17 protein-coding genes and 1 riboswitch are annotated in these 18,809 nt (G+C 45.8%); of the genes, 8 read left to right on the top strand and 9 right to left on the bottom strand.

The genetic code is table 11. The annotated features are described in order from the left end of the window. Nucleotides 1-109: 109 nt before the first annotated feature. On the bottom strand, nucleotides 110-544 hold the full coding sequence (locus tag Q320_RS17995) for a MarR family winged helix-turn-helix transcriptional regulator (protein ID WP_245590947.1): 435 nt from the start codon (nucleotides 542-544) through the stop codon (nucleotides 110-112). Nucleotides 545-618: 74 nt separating this feature from the next. Between Q320_RS17995 and Q320_RS0101440 the strand changes: the two genes are divergently transcribed. From Q320_RS0101440 to thiD, 4 genes are all read left to right on the top strand, one after another. Continuing rightward, complete coding sequence (locus Q320_RS0101440; protein WP_027467523.1) at nucleotides 619-1,761, top strand: aminotransferase-like domain-containing protein; 1,143 nt, start codon at nucleotides 619-621, stop codon at nucleotides 1,759-1,761. 53 nt (nucleotides 1,762-1,814) lie between these two features. Continuing rightward, nucleotides 1,815-1,915: riboswitch (TPP riboswitch) on the top strand. Nucleotides 1,916-1,944: 29 nt separating this feature from the next. Beyond that, nucleotides 1,945-2,775 (top strand): hydroxyethylthiazole kinase, encoded by an 831-nt coding sequence (thiM, locus tag Q320_RS0101435; protein ID WP_035851645.1) that lies wholly within the window; start codon nucleotides 1,945-1,947, stop codon nucleotides 2,773-2,775. After that, nucleotides 2,772-3,431: a thiamine phosphate synthase gene (gene thiE, locus Q320_RS17990; protein ID WP_035851642.1), complete on the top strand. Its 660-nt coding sequence runs from the start codon at nucleotides 2,772-2,774 to the stop codon at nucleotides 3,429-3,431. Before thiM ends, thiE begins: the two co-directional genes overlap by 4 nt. Nucleotides 3,432-3,635: 204 nt before the next feature. After that, nucleotides 3,636-4,433, top strand: coding sequence for a bifunctional hydroxymethylpyrimidine kinase/phosphomethylpyrimidine kinase (gene thiD / locus Q320_RS0101415; protein ID WP_027467520.1), 798 nt, complete (start codon nucleotides 3,636-3,638; stop codon nucleotides 4,431-4,433). Between the two features lie 281 nt (nucleotides 4,434-4,714). Here the strand turns inward: thiD and Q320_RS0101410 are convergent, their stop codons facing one another. The 6 genes from Q320_RS0101410 to Q320_RS21150 all read right to left on the bottom strand — a co-directional run bounded on the left by Q320_RS0101410 (nucleotide 4,715) and on the right by Q320_RS21150 (nucleotide 11,051). After that, on the bottom strand, nucleotides 4,715-5,053 hold the full coding sequence (locus Q320_RS0101410; RefSeq protein WP_027467519.1) for a hypothetical protein: 339 nt from the start codon (nucleotides 5,051-5,053) through the stop codon (nucleotides 4,715-4,717). An 11-nt stretch (nucleotides 5,054-5,064) separates the two neighbouring features. Then, a complete protein-coding gene (locus Q320_RS0101405) occupies nucleotides 5,065-6,573 on the bottom strand; it encodes a serine hydrolase domain-containing protein (protein ID WP_027467518.1) in 1,509 nt (502 codons plus the stop codon). A gap of 39 nt (nucleotides 6,574-6,612) precedes the next feature. Next, nucleotides 6,613-8,148, bottom strand: a complete 1,536-nt coding sequence (locus Q320_RS20505; RefSeq protein ID WP_051534366.1) for a serine hydrolase domain-containing protein — start codon at nucleotides 8,146-8,148, stop codon at nucleotides 6,613-6,615. A 71-nt stretch (nucleotides 8,149-8,219) separates the two neighbouring features. After that, nucleotides 8,220-9,218 carry an AraC family transcriptional regulator gene (locus tag Q320_RS20500; protein ID WP_027467517.1) on the bottom strand — a complete coding sequence of 333 codons (999 nt, stop codon included), beginning with the start codon at nucleotides 9,216-9,218 and terminating at the stop codon, nucleotides 8,220-8,222. A 79-nt stretch (nucleotides 9,219-9,297) separates the two neighbouring features. Continuing rightward, on the bottom strand, nucleotides 9,298-10,515 hold the full coding sequence (locus Q320_RS0101390; RefSeq protein ID WP_027467516.1) for a branched-chain amino acid ABC transporter substrate-binding protein: 1,218 nt from the start codon (nucleotides 10,513-10,515) through the stop codon (nucleotides 9,298-9,300). Nucleotides 10,516-10,877: 362 nt separating this feature from the next. Next, on the bottom strand, nucleotides 10,878-11,051 hold the full coding sequence (locus tag Q320_RS21150) for a JAB domain-containing protein (protein WP_373277168.1): 174 nt from the start codon (nucleotides 11,049-11,051) through the stop codon (nucleotides 10,878-10,880). Between the two features lie 29 nt (nucleotides 11,052-11,080). Between Q320_RS21150 and Q320_RS17975 the strand changes: the two genes are divergently transcribed. Genes Q320_RS17975 through Q320_RS0101370 form a run of 4 tightly spaced genes read left to right on the top strand, consistent with a single transcriptional unit; the run spans nucleotide 11,081 to nucleotide 16,722 of the window. Then, a complete protein-coding gene (locus Q320_RS17975; protein ID WP_051534365.1) occupies nucleotides 11,081-12,268 on the top strand; it encodes a tyrosine-type recombinase/integrase in 1,188 nt (395 codons plus the stop codon). Beyond that, nucleotides 12,258-13,883 (top strand): site-specific integrase, encoded by a 1,626-nt coding sequence (locus Q320_RS0101380; RefSeq protein WP_035851828.1) that lies wholly within the window; start codon nucleotides 12,258-12,260, stop codon nucleotides 13,881-13,883. The genes Q320_RS17975 and Q320_RS0101380 overlap by 11 nt, the downstream gene beginning before the upstream one ends. Further along, complete coding sequence (locus Q320_RS17970; RefSeq protein WP_051534363.1) at nucleotides 13,880-16,321, top strand: site-specific integrase; 2,442 nt, start codon at nucleotides 13,880-13,882, stop codon at nucleotides 16,319-16,321. The genes Q320_RS0101380 and Q320_RS17970 overlap by 4 nt, the downstream gene beginning before the upstream one ends. Next, entirely contained in the window at nucleotides 16,318-16,722 is a 405-nt protein-coding gene (locus tag Q320_RS0101370; protein ID WP_027467514.1) for a hypothetical protein, read from the top strand. Before Q320_RS17970 ends, Q320_RS0101370 begins: the two co-directional genes overlap by 4 nt. Nucleotides 16,723-16,804: 82 nt before the next feature. On the opposite strand, the gene Q320_RS20495 is transcribed toward Q320_RS0101370, so the two are convergent. Next, the gene (locus Q320_RS20495) at nucleotides 16,805-17,752 is read right to left on the bottom strand and encodes a protein NO VEIN domain-containing protein (protein ID WP_027467513.1); all 948 of its coding nucleotides are present in this window, start codon (nucleotides 17,750-17,752) and stop codon (nucleotides 16,805-16,807) included. Nucleotides 17,753-18,112: 360 nt separating this feature from the next. Continuing rightward, nucleotides 18,113-18,778 carry a hypothetical protein gene (locus Q320_RS0101360; RefSeq protein WP_156938945.1) on the bottom strand — a complete coding sequence of 222 codons (666 nt, stop codon included), beginning with the start codon at nucleotides 18,776-18,778 and terminating at the stop codon, nucleotides 18,113-18,115. Nucleotides 18,779-18,809: the final 31 nt, after the last annotated feature.

Here is an 18,809-nt window from a genome sequence, read left to right as displayed (position 1 = left end):
AAAGACGATTAGAACCATCTTAGCGGCTAGCGCTATGCATTATTGTGAGCCTAATCAACAAAAGTGAGGTTTGGGCGCTGCTGATACGCATTCCGCACACCTCGAAAATTTAGGTTTTGGTGATCATCTTATTGCTTAGTGCCAGCATCATTTGCCGCCAAGCGAGGGTGACATCACTGCCAAGTTCGCTTTCAATCGTTTGCAATAGTTCACGCTGTGGACTGGTTAGTTCACTTTCTAGCGCCACCCCTTGCGGTGTTAAATACAAACTCTTAATACGCTTGTCGCTTTGATCGCTACGCGTTTCAAGTAATTTAGCCGCTTGCAGCGCCTTCATCGGGCCGTGCAAAGCCTGCTTGCTGACTCCTAATTTAGTCAGCAATTGATTCACGGCAATGCCGGGATTTCTGGCAACAAAATACAGTACTCGATGATGGACGCGTCCCCATTGTCGTTCGGCCAGTAGCGCGTCGGCTTGCGCGGTAAAGGCGCGGTAGGCATAAAACAAGAGTTCAATATCGGCTTCGATTTTTTGGTCAATCATCTTGACTTAGTTTTCCGTGGTGGGCATGATTAGGTCAATCATTGTGACCTATTTTAATCCATTCGGAGTCTCTCATGTTGGCGCAAAGAATTGAACGTTTAACTTCTTCCTTGGTGCGCGATATTTTGGCGGTGGCGCAGCGCCCCGGCGTGATTTCCTTTGCCGGTGGTTTACCGGCCTCTGAGGCTTTGCTCAATGTCGATTTGGCCGCTTTGCCGCCTGAGTTGCTTGCCAATGCAATGCAATACGGCCCAACTGAAGGCGAGCGCGGCCTGCGTGAGCACGTTGCTGAGCGGATGGCAAAAATTGGTTTTGAATGCCGTGCCGATCAAGTGTTGATTTTAAATGGCTCGCAGCAAGGTATTGATCTGGTCAGTAAATTGATGATCGAAGAGGGCACGCCGGTGTTGGTTGAAGAACCGGCTTATTTGGCCGCGCTGCAATCGTTTAAATTGTTTGGCGCCGATTTACGTACTGTGCCGCTGCATCAAGGCGTTGATATTGACGCGCTGGCGGCGATTTTGCCGAGCGTACAAATGGCGTATTTGACACCGACCTTCCAAAATCCATCGGCGTATTGTTATTCCGAAGCTGAGCGTAAAGCCGTCGCGGCGCTGGCAGATACCCATGGGGTGTGTTTGTTTGAAGACGATCCCTATCGAGAGCTGGCGTACGATACCCCTGCACCCGCACCTTTGGTGAGTTTTATCCAATCTGCGCCATGGATTTACCAAGGCTCGTTCAGTAAAACGCTCGCTCCAGGTCTACGTTTGGGCTTTTTGATCGCGCATCCCGATTTAATGCCGCATTTGATTCGTTTAAAACAGGCAGCGGATTTGCATTCGAATCGTTTAAGCCAGTTGATCGTCAGCCAGATTTTGGCGACTGGCCAGCTGGAGCCGCATTTGGCCAAATCATTGCCGATTTATCGCGAACGCCGCGATGCGATGGCGGCGGCGTTGCAGCAGCATTTATCCAATCACGCCACTTGGTCGCTGCCCGCTGGCGGGCTGTTCTTCTGGGTGAAGTTGCACTGTGTGTCTGACACTTTGGCCTTGATGCGGCGGGCTTTAGCGCAAAATCTGGCCATTATGCCCGGCGTGGCATTTATGGCCTCGGGGCGTGATGATGGTTATTTACGCTTGAACTTTAGTCATGCCAAACCAGAGCAAATTGAGGCGGGGATTGCGCAATTGGCTGCGCTGTTGACGGAGTAATTGCTCGATATTGATCTAAGTGCAAGTCAGTGCGCTTAATGCGCGCTAAAATAGCAATCGACTCGGGGTGCTGCTTTTTTATATTTGCAGCTGAGAAAAACCCGTAACACCTGATCCAGATCATGCTGGCGTAGGGAAGTCTGCTTCGATGGCGACTTTCCACGCTGTAACAGGAAAACCGCCATGACCCAAGCCACCGCGCTGATTCCCGAATTACCATTTTCTATCATCGCCGATGAACTCGAGCGACTGCGTTTAAATACCCCTCTAGTGCATGTGCTCACTAACGAAGTAGTGCAATGCTTCACAGCCAATACCCTGCTGGCGATTGGCGCATCGCCTGCGATGGTCGTTGCGCGTGAAGAAGTGGCACAATTTGCGGCGATTGCCGATGCCTTGCTGATTAATGTCGGTACTTTGTATTCTGAGCGCTTAGCGGCTATGGGGTTGGCGATTGCTGCGGCGAATGCTGCTGGCACACCGTGGGTACTCGATCCGGTGGCCGTTGGCGTGTTGCAATATCGCACCGATGCCGCCGTGAACATGTTGGCGAGCAAGCCGGCGGCGATTCGCGGCAATGGTTCGGAAATCCTGGCACTGGCGGCTGCGCTTAATCGCAACGCTGCTAGCGGCGGTAAAGGCGTTGACAGTACCATCAGTTCGCAATCAGCGATCGTCGCCGCGCAGCAGCTCGCGCTGGCAACCGGCGCGATCGTTGCGGTGACCGGTGCAACCGATTACATCACTGATGGTGAGCAAACATGGGCAGCTCCGTGGGGGCACGCGATGATGACGCGCGTCGTCGGTACGGGTTGCGCCTTATCGGCAGTGGTCGCGGCGTTTTTGGCTGATGCACCGAATCGCCTGAATGCCGTTGCCGCTGCATGTGCGGTGATGGCGATTGCGGGTGAGCGAGCGATTGAATGCTCGGATGGGCCGGGAACGTTTGTTGCGCCATTTTTAGACGCGCTGCATGTGATTCATCCAGCACAGTTGCGGAGCTATAGCGTATGAGCCGCGCCCCCATCCCCATCGATTTAAGTCTGTATTTGGTGCTCGATCCTGATTTATGTGGCGGCAGCGAAGGCATGGTCGCGACGGTGCAACTGGCTGCAGCCAACGGCGTTACCGTCGTGCAATTGCGTGCGCCGAACTGGAAAAAACGCCAGTGGCTGGAAACCGCCATTGAGCTTAAAGCCGTGCTCGCGCCATTCAATGTACCGCTGATTATTAACGATCATGTGGATATTGCATTGGCAGTCGATGCCGATGGCGTGCATGTCGGGCAGCAAGATTTACCTGTGGATGAAGTGCGCCGTTTGCTGGGGCCGAATAAAATCGTTGGCTTATCGACTAATGGCTTGGCGCAGTTTCAAGAGGCTGAGGCGATGTATCGCTCTGGCGTCATTGATTATGTTGGCGTTGGGCCAGTATACCCGACAGGAACAAAGAAAGACGCTTCCCCTATTATTGCCGCAGATGAAGTCGCCGCGATGATGCAAAGCCGCGTATTACCTGCGGTGGCAATTGGTGGGATTCAAGCGGGCAAAGCAGCAAGCTTGATGACGCAAGGGCTGAACGGCGTCGCCGTCGTCTCGGCGATTTGCGGCAAAGCCGACATCGCCGCAGCAACGCAGGCTTTGTTGGCTGAAATTCAGCAAGCACGATAGAAAAAGACAAATGCAGATCACGAAAGGCACGAACAAGGCCGAAAAAAAACCGAAGCAATGCAAAAAAATGAATTCGTGGCTTAAGTATTGAGCGTCCGTAGGTCGGGTTTTAACCCGATATAGTAAGGCTGTCGGGTTAAAACCCGACCTACGTTTTTCTTATTTCATACCGTTCATGGAAATTTAGTTTCATAGGAAATCGCAATGACGATTCATACATTGACAATTGCAGGCTCTGATTCAGGTGGTGGCGCGGGGATTCAGGCGGATTTGAAGACGTTTTCTGCTCTGGGCACGTACGGCATGAGCGTGATTACGGCGCTGACGGCGCAAAATACGCAGGGCGTACATGGTGTGCAAGTGGTGTCGCCCGACTTTATCGCTGCGCAATGCGATGCAGTGTTTAGCGATATTCGCGTCGATTCGGTCAAAATGGGCATGCTGGGCAATGCCGCAACGATTTCTGTGGTGGCAGAGCGTTTGGCGCATTACCAACCTGCAATTATTGTGCTCGACACCGTGATGATTGCGAAAGGCGGTCACGCGCTGCTTGATCCGGCGGCGGTGAATGCGCTGCGTGAGCAATTATTGCCGCTAGCCAGCATTATCACGCCCAATTTACCTGAAGCGGCGGCTTTGCTGGGCTGCGCAGAGGCGCAAACGGAAGCGCAGATGCTGCAACAAGGTAGAGAGCTACTCGCCGCAGGTGCGCAGGCGGTGTTGATGAAAGGCGGGCATTTAGGCGGTGAATCTTGCCCTGATTGGTTGATTACACCGAATGACGAAGTCTGCTTCCCCGCTGCTCGCATCGCCACACGCCATACGCATGGCACGGGCTGCACGCTGTCGGCGGCACTGACCGCGCTGCGGCCGCAATGCGCCGATTGGCCAGAAACCGTCGCCAAAGCCAAAGCGTGGCTCTTGTTGGCGATTGCAAACGCCGAACGCCTCGAAGTCGGTCACGGCATTGGCCCCGTGCATCATTTTCATCAGTGGTGGTGAGACTCTGCGCTAGTTATTTTGAAGCCATATGAAGTCCACGAAAAGCACGAACATAGGAAAAATGCCTGTGGCTTTAGATGTCCTGATGATGTCTTTGCTTCAGAAAGACACGCATGAGGTTTTGTAGAGCAGGCTTGCCTGCGAAAGCAATGTAAATACGGAGTTGAATGATTCCGTCAGCAGGGGCTTCGCGAGCAAGCGCGCTCCTACAAAACTTCACGTCGGCCTATTTTGAAGAAGATGCAAGATTGGCAAATCTGTTCTGCAATCGGAATATGTGTTTATTTGGCTGGCCAAAAGATAAACGCAGCGCAAAGTGCAACACAGCAGAACGTGACGAAATGCCCTAGCGCATGGTTGAACGCAAATAATCTTCGCCATGTATTGCTCTCTATGCGTTTCCAACCGCCGTGCTTAGCTGCATACCGTATGCCATGCATAAAGCCACCCATTGCCTCTGCATCGTGCATAAAGAGCTCCAATCGTGGCGGCAGTGCATCGCTATAGTTTTCTTTCAAATAGGTGTAAAGCGCATGAGAGCACGCCATGTACACCAAGCCGCCCAGTAAAGTACCTAAGACCAAAAAAGGCATGCCGTAATTGAGGAAAAGTTCGCGCATTCAATAAATCCTTATGGTTTGATTAAAAGGCCAGTCGCTTGACCGCTATTGTATTCATCGTCGGTGTATTTTAAATCAACGCTATTTTCGCTGAAATTAAAAGTGTATTTCCAGTAGGTCGAGGCTTCGTTGTAAAGCGTTTTTAACTCTAAGGTATTTGAGTTGAGCCAACGCGCTCTTGCCTGTAGTTTTAGGTTGTTGGCGCTTGGATCAGGCTTGCTGCGATACGCGCCGTCGATACCGACTGGCCAACTGTTTTTGCCTTTAGCCCAGTCGACCTCCCAGATCAAAGCACCCGCATCTTGTGGGTCTGGTTTGATATTGATGGCTTCAATGCCCCAGGGCTTTGCCGTAAAGCGCCAGGTTTTTCCGTACCAGTCTTTGCCTAGTTCAAGCGTGTTGCTTGTTTGGGGTGGCGAGCCCAACGTATGTACGGTTGCGGCTAATTCAGAGTGTGCCGCTGTATTTTCAGGCAATGGCTGCGTATTTTTCGCCAGTTGATGCAGCTGATTAAGCCGTGTTTCATCGACATTTTGATCGGGTATTCGGCCGGTGGTGACGATAACTAACTGCTGCGCTGGGTCGACACGAATAAACTGCCCGTGCCGACCAGCCGCTTGAAAATACTGCTTACCTAAATTCAGCCAAAACCCACGACGATAGCTATAGGTTTGTGCGGCCTTGGCTTCTGCAATTAAGTTTGCTGTCCAGCCAGCGGGTAATAAACGCTGTCCTTCCCAAACGCCATCTTGCAACCAGAATTGGCCGAGTCGTGCTACGTCGTGCGGTTTGAGCATTAAAGCAGACTCCCCAACAGTTTGGCCTTGGGGACTTTTCCCCCAAGTGAATTGCGTAATACCTAGGGGTTTAAAAAGTTGTTGCTGCGCAACGTCTTGCATTGGCTTGCTCCAAGCCTGCTGTATGACTTCAGACAGCAAATTCATATTGCCGCCGTTGTAATTAAAAGTTCGGCCCGGTTCATCATCCATTTTTTGTTTGAGGACGAATTGATTCCAGTCACGGCTTTCCATCATTTGATACGCACTGGATTGGGATGTGTAAGGCCATTCATACCAAGCTATCCCCGAATGCATATCCACCAAATTGCCCAGCGTAATTGCCGCTTTGCGTGGGTCAATATCACCTTTGCGTGGGTCAATATCACCTTTGAGTTGCTCGGCAAAAAAAGGTCGCATCGGCTGATCGAGTCCTTTGAGTTTGCCTTGCTGAATCGAAATTCCCAGCATGGTTGAAGTTACGCTTTTGGTGACTGAACGTAAGTCATGCAGGGTATTGGGCTGGTAAGGATAAAAATAGCTGTCTAGCACGATATACCCATTACGCATGATCAAAATGCTATCAATCGGCGTGCCTGACGCTTGGATGTCTTTAAGTAAGGTATTGAGCTGAGCCGAGTCGATACCTTGCGCTTCGGGCGAGCTAGTGGGTAAGTCATTTGTGCTGGCGTAAATCAAACCACTCGCAAGCAGAAGTATCAAACTACAGATTTTAAAACGCATGCTGTGATCCCTAGCTTTTTGGTGTGAGCAAATATTGACTTAACGGAGGATGCCTTGGCTGGCAACCGAGTCGTTCATGTTCAGTAGGGTCGCTTTTTTGCCATTGAATTTGATTTTGTAGTTTGCGCTGTAATATTCATCGACATCCAGCGCCTCGAATTGCAAGGTGTTATTGTCCAGCCATTGCGCACGCGCAGCGCGCATTGATTCTGGGCCTGATTTTTGCCAACGGTTATTGATCGGAGTTACTGGCGTATGCAGCCAAGCTTCGCCTAAATTGGCCGGGATGATGTAGGGTTGGGCGTCATTGATGCTGCGTGGCACCATCGTGATGGTGGCTACATCATCCTTAAATTCAAACTGTAGTTGGTTGGCCCAAAAGGCGGGGTTTTCTAAATCAATTTTTCGTTTATTGATGGTTTTTTCGAGTGGCGAGCGCAGTTTTGACGTGGCTGTTGGCGTGGCGAGCTGCGTGATTTTGTCTTGTAGCGCAGCGAAAGCGATGGGGTTTTCAGTACGGGGCTCTTTGAGTTTTAAATAATATTCGCGCAACGCACTGAGGCCAAAATTGGAGCGATCTTGATTGCGTGAAGTCATCACTACAGTGATGTCATCTTGTGGGAAAACGGCAATAAATTGCCCTCGCGCGCCTAGCGCGCTAAACCATTCTCTATTATTTCCTACCCACCATTGAGCACCATAATAGTGAGTGCCTTTAGAAACGGGAATGATCGGCGATGTGGCGTATTGCACCCAACTTGCCGGCAAAATTTGCTTACCTTGCCATTCGCCATTTTTTCGATACAGCTCACCCAGTTTGAGCATGTCGCGCGGCATGATATAAAGTCCGCGCCCACCGCCAAGATGGCCTTGCTGGTCACGATTAACCCAGCGAGTGTTGTCAATTCCGAGTGGTTTAAATAGACGTTGCGATGCATAGTCAGCCAAAGAACTACCGAGCGCAGCTTCAGCCAGAATACCGAGTAGATCTGAGCCACCGCTATTGTAGTGAAAGCTGCCAGGTAAATCAGCTTCGATGGGTATCTTGAGAAAAGTAGGGATCCAATCTTTTTGGGGGTCAAAATACCAGTCAGCAGCCCAGTCTGCACTGTCACCGTCTTCTTTCCAGAGCATGCCTGTCTTCATTCCCAGTAATTGCTCAACCGTAATCAGCTTGGCATTCGGTAGGTCAGCATATTGCGGCAAAATATCCGCTACGGTGTCGGTCAGTTTGAGCTTGCCGTCGCTAATCAACATCCCAACCAATGTCGCCATAAAGCTTTTGGTGACTGAGTTGACTTGATGCGGAATGCCCGCATGAAACGGCGCAACGTAGGCTTCGAGTAGCACTTTGCCGTGCCGCGCGATGATAATGCTTTCCATATCAAAACCAGGCGTTTGCAAGTAGCTGAGCATTTTGGTGAGCTGGGCCGAGTCGAGCCCGACGGATTCGGGTGTGGCGCTACTGAATTGCGCGATTTCTGTGTTTTGTGTTTTGCTTGGGCTGGGTAAGTCTTTAGCAAATGCCGAGCTGAGGCTGAGTGCGATGGCGATTGAAATAAGGCGGCGGTGCATTAGGTATCCTTGGGTATCTTTTTGAAGGCTTTAATCAGCAATGCTTGCAATCAAATACATGGCTATTATTTCTACTTTCGTTTCTTTACCGGCGTACAAAACTGGTAAGTAAATTCAGTTGTCGCAACCAGCGTTTCTTGTGGGTCTTTGATGGGCCCCAACGTATGGCCGTCGCGTTTTTCGTCGAACTCCCATTGGCTATGCGGCAAGTAATAGCCAAATACATACGCGGCCAGAATCATCGAATCGGCGACGGTGCCGCAAAAGTCGACGACTAAATATTGCCCCGCTGTCAGTTCGTCAACGAGGACATTGCGTTCGGCCTTAAAGTCCGCATCGACCAGCAAGCCAACGGCGTAGGCGCAGCGCTGATGGTCGGTCACGTTGGGATTGTCCAGCATGCGCGAAACCAAGCAGCTATTGGCATTCGTTAAGCCATGTGCTTGCCCCCAGCGGGCTACGCGTTGCCATAGCGTAAACATTTGCTCGAGTGCAACGCCGTTTTGCCAAAAATATACCCAACGATAGCTCGGCATTTTTTCAATTTTGAGTGCCGAAATTTGCCTTGGTAATTCGCCGTTTCCAGCAGCTTCTAGCGCCGCTTGAAACTGTGCATCGGGTATGGATTCTATGGGTTTATCCGTATGGGATACTTTGCAATTCTTGCTATCTTGCGAAATGTTTTCATTGTTTTTGTGAGATTGCTGACGCCAGTTGTAGCTTAGGCCGTCAAGCACCCATTGCTCGCCTTTGCGCCAGTCGCTGGCCGTCATGCCAAAATGACTCCGAAATGCGCGCGAAAACAAAGCTTGTGATTTAAAGCCGCAATCAAGCGCGATTTGTTGCATCGGGAAGGGCGGGTAAATTAAGAGTAAATTGGCGGCGCGCTCGATGCGGACGCGGCGCAGGTAATCGTTTGGGGTTTCGTTTTGAATCGCCGTGAAGACGCGGTGAAAATGGTAGGGCGAAAAATGTGCGGCTAGCGCCAAATCGGCCAAGCTAATGTCTTGATCGAAATGGGTGTGAATATAGGAAATCGCTAAATGGATGCGGTGTGCGTGGTCAATCATGGTGTAGTGCGTTTGAGCCTAAAATGAGGGAGCAAAAAAAAGGGAAGCCAAAGCTTCCCTTTTTATAATGATGCTGAGTTTATTTCGCTGCAGGTGCTGCGGTTACGATTTCTTTCACAACCCATTTGCCACCTTTTACGGTGTAAATGGTGATTGCGCCGTCTTTAATATCGCCTTTTTCGTCAAATACGATAGGGCCAGTTAAGCCTTTGTATTCAATTTTTGCGAGTTCTGGCAAGTATTTCGCTGGGTCAGCAGAGCCTGCTTTTTGCATTGCGCCAACCATCACTTTAACTGCGTCGTAGCAGAATGGTGCGTAGAGCTGAACGTCAGTGCCGAATTTTGCTTTGTAGGCAGCAAGGAATTCTTTACCGCCGACCATTGATTCAGTTGGTACACCTGGGATCGAAGCCAACATGCCTTCAGCATCCGTGCCTGCCAGTTTGATGAATTCTGGCGTTTGCGTACCGTCACCACCCATTACCAAAGCGTTGATACCCAGTTTCTTAGCTTGTTTTTTCAGTGGTGCGCCTTGTGCATCCATGCCGCCAAAGAAAATCAGGTCTGGTTTTGCGCCTTTAATGCCAGTCAAGATCGCGTTGAAGTCGGTTTCTTGGTTGGTTGTAAATTCGCGCTTAACGATGGTTGCACCAGCGGCAGTTGCTGCTTTTTCGAATTCATCAGCCAAGCCTTGGCCGTATGCAGTACGGTCGTCAATAATGGCGATTTTTTTCGCACCCAATTTAACTGCAAATTGACCGAGCACTTTACCTTGCTGTGCATCATTGGCCATCACGCGGAAGGCGGTTTTAAAGCCTTGCGCGGTGAAGGCAACGGCAGTTGCAGAAGGTGAAATTTGTGGGATGCCCGCATCAGAGTAGATTTTTGATGCTGGGATCGTCGTGCCTGAGTTCAAGTGACCGATCACGCCGTTGACTTTTTGATCCACAAAACGCTGTGCAACAGTGGTTGCTGTTTTTGGATCGGCTTGGTCATCTTCTGAAATCATTTCGATTTTCATTTTCTTGCCGCCGATATCAACACCACCTGCTTCGTTGATTTCGTCGATGGCCATTTTTACGCCATTTTCATTGTCTTTACCCAAATGCGCGATATTGCCTGTCAACGGGCCTGCTTGACCAAGTTTGATGACGTCACTTTCTGGGGCTGGAGCGGCAGCAACGACTGATGCAACAGGTGCGCTGGCGGCTTCAGGAGCGGCAGGTTCTTGTTGCTTGCCGCAGGCGGTAATCGACAAAATTGCAGCAGTGATAAGGCTGAGACGGGCGATGGTCATTGAGTTTCTCCGGGTAGATTTAAATTGTTTTTTTCTGGATCTGCGGTGTGACTAACAAGTATTTCTCTGACTTTGCCATTAGAAGGCAATCCATCTTGCTTGGGCAAATTGCGCGGATAAATCCGTAATTTCCTGTATCTGTGTAGCAACAGTTCTTGCGTGTAAACGACGTAACAGATGCAAATTCGCGGCTTACAGGGCGAAATTTTGATATTTACAGGGTTTACTATCTTGCCTCGGGGGTGAAACAAATAGATTTTTTGCGGTGTAATGTCGTGCGGATGGTGAATAGATGTTGTTTTATCGCGACTTTGTTGTGCGCTTTATTCGTGTGAAATAGGGATGTGTCGCGATGCGTGATCTTAGAGGTGGCCGAGTTCGGCCAGCGACACCACACGATGCCCTGCCACAATAAAGTGATCGAGTAGCTTTACATCGAGTAATTCCAGTGCATGTTGTAATTGGCTGGTGAGTAGTAGATCGGCGGAGGATGGCTGAGGACTGCCAGATGGATGATTATGTGCATTATGTACTATGTTCCTTAGTATGTTGCAGGAGCAAATGTATGTTGAAAAAAGTCACTGTGGAAATACGGCGCTTAGCAAGACCAGATGGAACGTTACGACCATTCATGATTTTTGAGGGGCTTCCCTTGATTTTGCCGAACCTATGGATCGATGACCTGGGGATGACAGCCAGGGAAAACACCTTGAACGCATATTTGCGTGATTTGAAAATAATGTATGAATGGGCAGTTGAAAACGGTATTTCAATTGAAAATCGGATCCGAAGTTTGAAAGGATTTAGTAGACCAGAGCTAAGAAAAATAGCAAACCTTTTGACGACAAAAAATAATGGAGAAATTTGTAGTAAGTCAACTATTTATAGAAGAATACAGTCTATTCAATCTTTTATCGGGTATGCATTTGACCATTTCATTGAGATTGATAAGGTTCCAATATTAGTTCAGCAATTAGTTGAAAAAAATAAGTCTTTTCAGTTGAATAGGCTTGAAAAACTTATGATGGCGCGTGCTAATAACGGCCCTGCTTCAAAACCATCGACCGATCTATCATCTTCTGAAATAGAAATAATTGAATCAGTTTTACATCCTGCTTCTGAGTTAAATCCATTTGTAGAGAAAAACGTTAAATTTAGAAATTATTGCATATTCTTAATTTTAATGGAAACCCTTGCAAGACGGTCAGAACTTGTCTTGATTGAGATTGATGACTTGACACTAGGTCCTAATCCTACAGTTACAATTAAAGCTCCAAGCGTGGCATCAAAAATACGACGTCGAGATGGTGCTAGTATGAAAACCATGGGGCGCACCGTTCCATTATCAGAAAAAGTAGCATTAGCAATGACTGTTTATATTGAGAACTGTCGAGAGAGTTTTATTTTGCCTCGACGTCCAAGTAAAGCGCTATTTTTAAGTCAGAAAGATGGTAAGAGGCTGAGTTCAAATACATTAAATCAAATATTTAGAAAAATACAAGAGTCTCCTGAGGTGAAAATGTTGGGTAGACGCATCCATCCCCATGGCATTCGCTCCTCTGCGGCAAATCATGCACGACGAAAGATTCAGAACAATGAAAAAGCAAATGATTTAGAAATGAGAGAAGCCCTTAGTTATTTAGGTGGCTGGACACAGAATAGTCGAATGATTGAGCGCTATACAAGAAGTGCCATTTCGGAAAGATTGCGTTCTTTTTTGCTTAAAAATGGGAGTGATTATTGTGACAGCTAAGCTACTAGTTAGAGGGGAGGCTGAGAGAATTATTGATGTTCTTAAATCATATCTCGATTTTGATCTTGAACCATTCTCAGTATTTTGTACGACAATTTTTGGACAAGAAATTTGTCTTATAGACGATAGGGGTCAGTGGTGCCCTTGTTTGCGTATTGAAAATATTGGGTACGGGGTTGTAAAAATTAATTGGGGTAGTAGGCTTCATTCAAGTGATTATTTTGAATGGATTTTAAGGCAGTGGACAATAGATCGAATTCAGTCTCGCATAGATATGCGCCCAATAAAAGAAATAATTAGTCTGATACATAGTTTTGAATATAAATTTGGAAATGATCCAGATCATGCTGAGGAGAAATTGTTTGCATGGTTGGTGAAAATATCTGAGCTGGGATCAATAGACGTCACAGTGGGCGCAAGGTTACTTTATGAGTGGTGTCTTGATGAATGCCTGCCAGGTTTTAATGAGATAAGGCTGGAAGATTTAAGAGAGGTTCGAACGTTTCATCGTCGAACTAAAGGCTTAGTTGCTATGAGGGATGTTATTGATGGCCCCTTTACGCGACTGGAGTTGGATCTTATAGAACAAAAGTTGCAGATAAACAAAAATATAAATACTAGGCAGCGTGCTTTGTTTTTGCTTTGTCGTGACTGGGGGTTAAGACCAATTCAAATGGCACTTTTACGAAGTGTTGATTTTGATTCAGATGCGTTGGGTCCATTTATTCTTGTGCCAAGTGTTAAGGGAAGAAAGAGATCGCATTTACGAAGAGCTCCTGGCAATTTTGTAAAAAGATATTTATCTTATGATACGGCCTTGGCAATTGAAGAACAAATAAATACCGCATCAAGTCAAATAACTGAAACGCAGATAACTATAAATAAGCTATTAAAAAAAAGTGGCGATGAATGCATACTACTTCCAACTCCATTGTTTCCGAATAGTGCGCGCTCAGAGGAAAGGCTGGCTAGAATGAGTTCACAGCCAGCGCTCATTGAGTATGCGTTGCATTCTGACTCGGCTAAATTATCTTTAGAGATATCTCGTTTAACGGATATTATTGCTCTACCAAATTTACGTGCGGAAATTTTAGGGAGAGAAAATGAGCTTCTTCAAATTTCAGCATATAGATTAAGGCGAACAAAGGGTACATCGATGGTACTGGCTGGTGCAAGTATGGAAGAGGTGGCCGAAGCACTTGATCATCAGGGCACTAATTCAGTTGAACATTATTTTCGATATAATCTAGAAGTCCATGAAATTATTAATGCTGCTCATACTGCTAGTCCTACAATTAATTTGGCAGTTGAGATGTGGCAAGGGAGAATTACTCATTCGAATAAATCAAATGTTGAAGGTGTTAAAATTGGTTCTTTAGGTCTCTGTGTCCGTGATAGTGCTTGCCCATTGCATCCGACCGTTAGTTGTTATTCATGCACTTCATTTCGCCCTAGGAAAGATGCAAATCATAAAGAATCGTTAATCTCTTTGGAAGATTTAAGAAAAAGTATTCGTGAGAAATCAACTGGTCCAATTGTTGAGCAATTAGATTCTGCAATTTTAGGTGCGAAAGGGTTGATTATGTTTATAGAATCTATAGATGAAAAAAAATGAATAGTAATGATAACAGAGTATCTATAGTTCTTGAAAATGAGCTGCGTCAAGCACGCAGTAAATTTGAGAATAAAAAATCATTGGGTTTGTTACAGGGTGAATTTGATGATATTAAATGGAAATATAAAGGTTGTTATTTAATTTTTTGTCAAATCGACAGCTTAAGTACCAGAGAGGAATTTGCTTTAAGTGGTGTGTCGGCAAGTCTTGCTCGATGTTTTGCAATTCACCAGATAGCTAAAGAATTAACACCGGAATCTTTGATAGGTCATCTTAATGGATTTCGATGGTTGGAGGTGGCCGTTAGAGAGAAAAATTGCTTGTGGCATGAGTTGAATAAGAACGTATTAAATTATGCTATTAAAAATATTGAAGCTAAAACTTCATATTCTACATCGTATAATCGAGCCGGTGCAATTGCAGTGTTCGTTGATTATTTGAATAGAGTGCGTATACAAATTGATGGTGAGAATGTTTGTTTTTGTAATAAAAATATAGTATGGAGGCATGGTGTTAAAAATCCAATTCGTGAAAATTTAGATCCTACGTCTGAAAGATATATTGAAAAAAGGAAAAAGTTATTTAAGGAAGATGTTCATATTGCTTTGGGAAAGGCGCGAGCTACTATTCGTAGTAATATTGAATTAGAACCCAAGCCAGGTTATGACCTTATAAGGCTTGAATCAATTGGACTTGTCTTATGTACAGGTATGAGGATTGGTGAGCTTTGCGCAATTCCAGTTAATGCATTAGAGATAGATACGGATACGGGACTTGAGTTTTTAAGGGTCCCAGTTGAAAAAGGAGCTGGAGCAAAAGCCACGACAATTCCTGATGTGTGGGTGCCATTAGTTCGAGAGTCATACGCTTATCTCCTAGAAACTTGTGCTAGTGCTAGAAAAAGAGCTGCTGAGATTGAAAAGTCAGGTTTCACTTTCGTTGTGAATGGCATTAATGAAGTAAGATCTAAATTTCCACTTGCTATTGCAAAAAAGGCACAACTAAAGTCAATCGGCTTAGATCCATCAAAATATGCATTAATTAGTGAGTTTACCGCAGCATTTGATCTATCTGAGAAAGAGTTTACTTCAGGAGGGCGTTTTTATGGTGCCATTGTAGAGGTGCCACGAATAGTCGCTTCCTTGCTTGTATCTTGGATTGATGAGCGATTTTTTTTATGGGATTGGAATAAATTTTCAAAAAATAAATTTGGGGTGTACAAATTATCAGTCAATGATATGGCAAATTTATCAGGAGCTTCAAAATCAAGTGTTTGTAAGGCCCACTGGTTCTATGATTGTTTAAGGAATTTTCTTGATTCTTTGTTAGCTTCTGGTGTTTTTGAGCCGAATAGTAATACTACAGAAATGGAAATTAATCTATTGGAGTTGAAGTGGAAAAAATTGCGATCCAAAATGATATCACTAAGAGGAGGTGGGCAGTGCTCATTTGTTGATGTTGATGTTGTGCAAAACATTTTGAGTGCGCAGTATGCGCGATGGCTTGAAATGCATTTCAAAGAAACTTTGGATTCAGATCCTAATGGCGATGGCGCTATATTTGAGTGTAAAAATTCAAGAGATGGTGTTCCAAACCGGTTAAGTGAGCACTTAATTGTAGTATGGGAGCATCAATTTAATAAATATAATATAAATGGTATTCTGCCTAGACCGATTTTACGTTCAGACTACTACAATTATTTGTCTTCAAATGCTCAGAAAGAAACTATATTTCAGCGGCTTTCAATTTTTGATAGTGTGGGAAATCCATTTAGTATTACCCCGCATTCAATAAGGCGATGGCTTACAACTGCGGTTCTTAGGTCAGGACCCTCCCAAGCCGCAATTGATCTTTGGATGGGGCGGCAGATCGGGCAATCTAGAGTTTATGATTATCGTACCGCAAATGAACGTGCTGAATATGTTCGATCTAATTATCTGCAGCCAGGGGTGGTGCCTGATGACTTTATAGGACGTCAAGTTAGTCGCTGGCGTTTAGATGAAATATCCGATGAGCAAATAATGTTCTTAGTAACAGAAAGACTTAAAGCTGTTCATTTTACGCCATGGGGCTCATGCTCTAAAGAACTCTATATTTCACCATGTAGTAAAGGATTGGCTTGTCTTCGTGGTTTTGGTTCTGAATCAATGTGTTCATCATTTCACATTGATGTAAGCGATCTTTCTGCGATGAAAGAAATAATAGCTTTGCGTGATAATTATGAAAAATTATATCGCTCTATAACGCCAAGAATAGATGAATTGAATCGTATCATTAATAATGAATTGAATACAGTGGAACCTTTAGATCAGCATTTGATTTTTATTAGGGATATGATCCGTGGGTGCAATTCAGCCTTGGATGAGTATGAGAAATCAGGTGTAAATATAAGTTGTGATTTTGAGCAATCTAACAATGGTAGAGAGGTGCTTGAATGAGTGCTTACGAAGACTGGAGAAAGCATGCTTCGGTAGTTTTAGATGAGTTCGAACTAGGGGTAAGAAAAGGGCGTTTAACATTAACAGAAATATCCCAGATAGTTGGGGTGGCACGCCAAACGATTTGGCGTGACAAATCTATTATGCAGAGGATTGATAATATTCGAAATATTCAACCCTCTATTAAGCATAAAAACCCTGGTCGTGCAGATTTAATAATGAGATTTCGCTTGCTTGAAATTGAAAATAAACAGTTAGAAGTTGAGAATGGAATTCTTGTTCAAAATATTATGATAATTTGTAGGAGGCTAATTGATTTAGGTCTTGATCCTTATAGTATTATTAGTCAAAATTTAAAGGAAATTGATAATGTTAGGAGAGAATATCTAAGTGAAAATTAATATGGAATGTACACATATTTTATGGCTATTTTTCTTCTTGGGTCCTATAGGGCTGTAGCGCCTGTATTAAAAGGTTGGTTTCCTACGGGCCAACGCAATATCGGTATTGCGTCGCTTTCAGGCGATTTTCTTCAGGTGACCAAGGATCTAAGTGCGTACTAATGTCTCCCCCGGACGCAATCCAATCATTGCCTAGTTTTGTGAGATTTATGCCGGATACAACGACAAGAGCCGACTCCTTATAGTTTTCTTTTGCATGAGAAACCTCGCCGCTTGTGAGAATTACTGAGGCACCTCCGCCTGTCGTACCCTTTACCTCAATGAATCGTTTGTCAGCATTTCGTTCGGCAAGTAAATCAAAGGGCTGAGAGCTAGAAGTATCAACAACGTTCCAACCTGCTTCTTCATATAACTTTCGTGCTGCGGCCATGGCATGGAGTTCCACGGCTTTGCGTTCTGGAGCCGACAAGCCTAGGCCTTGGCCTGCCTTATTTGTGCGAGTGGGTAACTGGATATCTGTGCTTTCGAGGAGTGTCCTAATCTTTCGGAAATCTAACTTCATCATCGACAACTGTGACGTGTGGCCTTCGCCGATAGCGGCGCAGGACTTGACCGCTAACACCGTTGGCTGAGTGGCGAAGCGTGTAAACCCCTTGATTCTTGCGGAATAGGAATTTACGTGCGTTTCAGTAGTAATTGTGGCTTCGAATTCACTTGCGCATCTCCCGCACTTCCATTTCGGAAGCATCGTACTACGTGCCCTAATATCCGTGGAGTTACATGAAGGGCAGCGCCTATGAGTTTTTACAGTTGGCGTTTTGGAAATCTCACTAATTTCGCCATAGCCGTAAATCTCGTTCTCTTTTCTTAAAATTACGATATCGCCGGTTTTGATGTTTTTGTGATTCGGGACAAAGCTGTCATATCGATACTCTTCGCCAGTTGTATCTTGATAGCCATCTATCCCTTTAGAGATTCGAGTTTCATCAGACTTCTCTAGTAGAAGCCAGACTTCTTGAATATCGCGCATCCTTAACCTCATTTATAAACTTCGACTTGGGGCACAACGTTTGGTGTATGGAGCCGCTGTAGCGTAGAAGGGGCCTACGCACGAAGCTTGTAAGCTGCCCCCTCGACATATTAGCTTGATTACTTTTTTGCCTAACGAACGATCTTGTAGATTCCGTAACCTAAAGATATTGATCTTTCTGCCAATCCTGAGTACTGAATTACAAGTCCTTCTCCTATGTATTGGGTTTGGTCGCTATAGCTAGATCGCGGCGTTATTAGGTGCTCAACTATTTGAGTTTTAATAGCCATTCTCGGTTTCCAATGAGTTGCACTGGCATGTGCGGCTAGTGGCTTAGGTCGGGTTGATTGGCAATGATGCCTACTTAAGGCGAGCACAGGCGTGAATGTACTGCGCGTAGACTTCTGAATTCCAAAAACCAGCGATTCTTCTCTTGAGTCGTTCCAACTCCATAGTCGTAACGGAAGATTGATTCGGAATATGCCAATCGGTTGGTATTTTGATTTCCAATGCAGCTATGCCTAGGTCCTTGAAGAGCTTCTCTTTCTTTTTAGTGTTTGCGTGTGTATCAGTAATCTCGATCGCAATGCACTTACCAAACTTCACTCGTAATGGGCAACTCTGCGCAAGTGATAGCATCACATCGACGTAAGCACTTCGCTTGGGGTTATAAGGATCTACTATATGTACTTCTTCTTCTGCGTTCTGCACAGTAGCGATGAATGATTGCCTGAAGAGAGAAAATTTAAATTCCGTCTGCCTGCATAAGAAATCTTGGGCAAGCTCGTGAGCGACTCCTTTTGAACCTCGCCCATGGCCGCCGCCTGCTTCTCCTTGGAAAGAAAAGCTACTACTGTCTTTCTTACCATCTACGCGCTTGACGGCAACCATTGGTCTTGAGCGGGATATATCGTAGTAAATTCGCCTTTCCCAATTATCAGGATCGGATTGTCTGCGCCGCAACGCCTCATATACGGTGATGAGTTCACCTTGGCAATTGGGGTTCGTGTAGGCGAGAATTTTCATGTAAGGCTAGTTTGAAAGATACACCTGTGGA

The organism is Deefgea rivuli DSM 18356 (genome assembly GCF_000620145.1).
Taxonomy (GTDB): Bacteria; Pseudomonadota; Gammaproteobacteria; order Burkholderiales; family Chitinibacteraceae; genus Deefgea; species Deefgea rivuli.
This window is presented reverse-complemented; position numbering and strand designations above follow the sequence as displayed.

Bases quoted from the DNA above. Each gene is read 5' to 3' on its own strand.
- Q320_RS17995 (WP_245590947.1), bottom strand. From the start codon at position 544: ATGATTGACCAAAAAATCGAAGCCGATATTGAACTCTTGTTTTATGCC.
- Q320_RS0101440 (WP_027467523.1), top strand. From the start codon at position 619: ATGTTGGCGCAAAGAATTGAACGTTTAACTTCTTCCTTGGTGCGCGAT.
- thiM (WP_035851645.1), top strand. From the start codon at position 1,945: ATGACCCAAGCCACCGCGCTGATTCCCGAATTACCATTTTCTATCATC.
- thiE (WP_035851642.1), top strand. From the start codon at position 2,772: ATGAGCCGCGCCCCCATCCCCATCGATTTAAGTCTGTATTTGGTGCTC.
- thiD (WP_027467520.1), top strand. From the start codon at position 3,636: ATGACGATTCATACATTGACAATTGCAGGCTCTGATTCAGGTGGTGGC.
- Q320_RS0101410 (WP_027467519.1), bottom strand. From the start codon at position 5,053: ATGCGCGAACTTTTCCTCAATTACGGCATGCCTTTTTTGGTCTTAGGT.
- Q320_RS0101405 (WP_027467518.1), bottom strand. From the start codon at position 6,573: ATGCGTTTTAAAATCTGTAGTTTGATACTTCTGCTTGCGAGTGGTTTG.
- Q320_RS20505 (WP_051534366.1), bottom strand. From the start codon at position 8,148: ATGCACCGCCGCCTTATTTCAATCGCCATCGCACTCAGCCTCAGCTCG.
- Q320_RS20500 (WP_027467517.1), bottom strand. From the start codon at position 9,218: ATGATTGACCACGCACACCGCATCCATTTAGCGATTTCCTATATTCAC.
- Q320_RS0101390 (WP_027467516.1), bottom strand. From the start codon at position 10,515: ATGACCATCGCCCGTCTCAGCCTTATCACTGCTGCAATTTTGTCGATT.
- Q320_RS17975 (WP_051534365.1), top strand. From the start codon at position 11,081: ATGTTGAAAAAAGTCACTGTGGAAATACGGCGCTTAGCAAGACCAGAT.
- Q320_RS17970 (WP_051534363.1), top strand. From the start codon at position 13,880: ATGAATAGTAATGATAACAGAGTATCTATAGTTCTTGAAAATGAGCTG.
- Q320_RS0101370 (WP_027467514.1), top strand. From the start codon at position 16,318: ATGAGTGCTTACGAAGACTGGAGAAAGCATGCTTCGGTAGTTTTAGAT.
- Q320_RS20495 (WP_027467513.1), bottom strand. From the start codon at position 17,752: ATGCGCGATATTCAAGAAGTCTGGCTTCTACTAGAGAAGTCTGATGAA.
- Q320_RS0101360 (WP_156938945.1), bottom strand. From the start codon at position 18,778: ATGAAAATTCTCGCCTACACGAACCCCAATTGCCAAGGTGAACTCATC.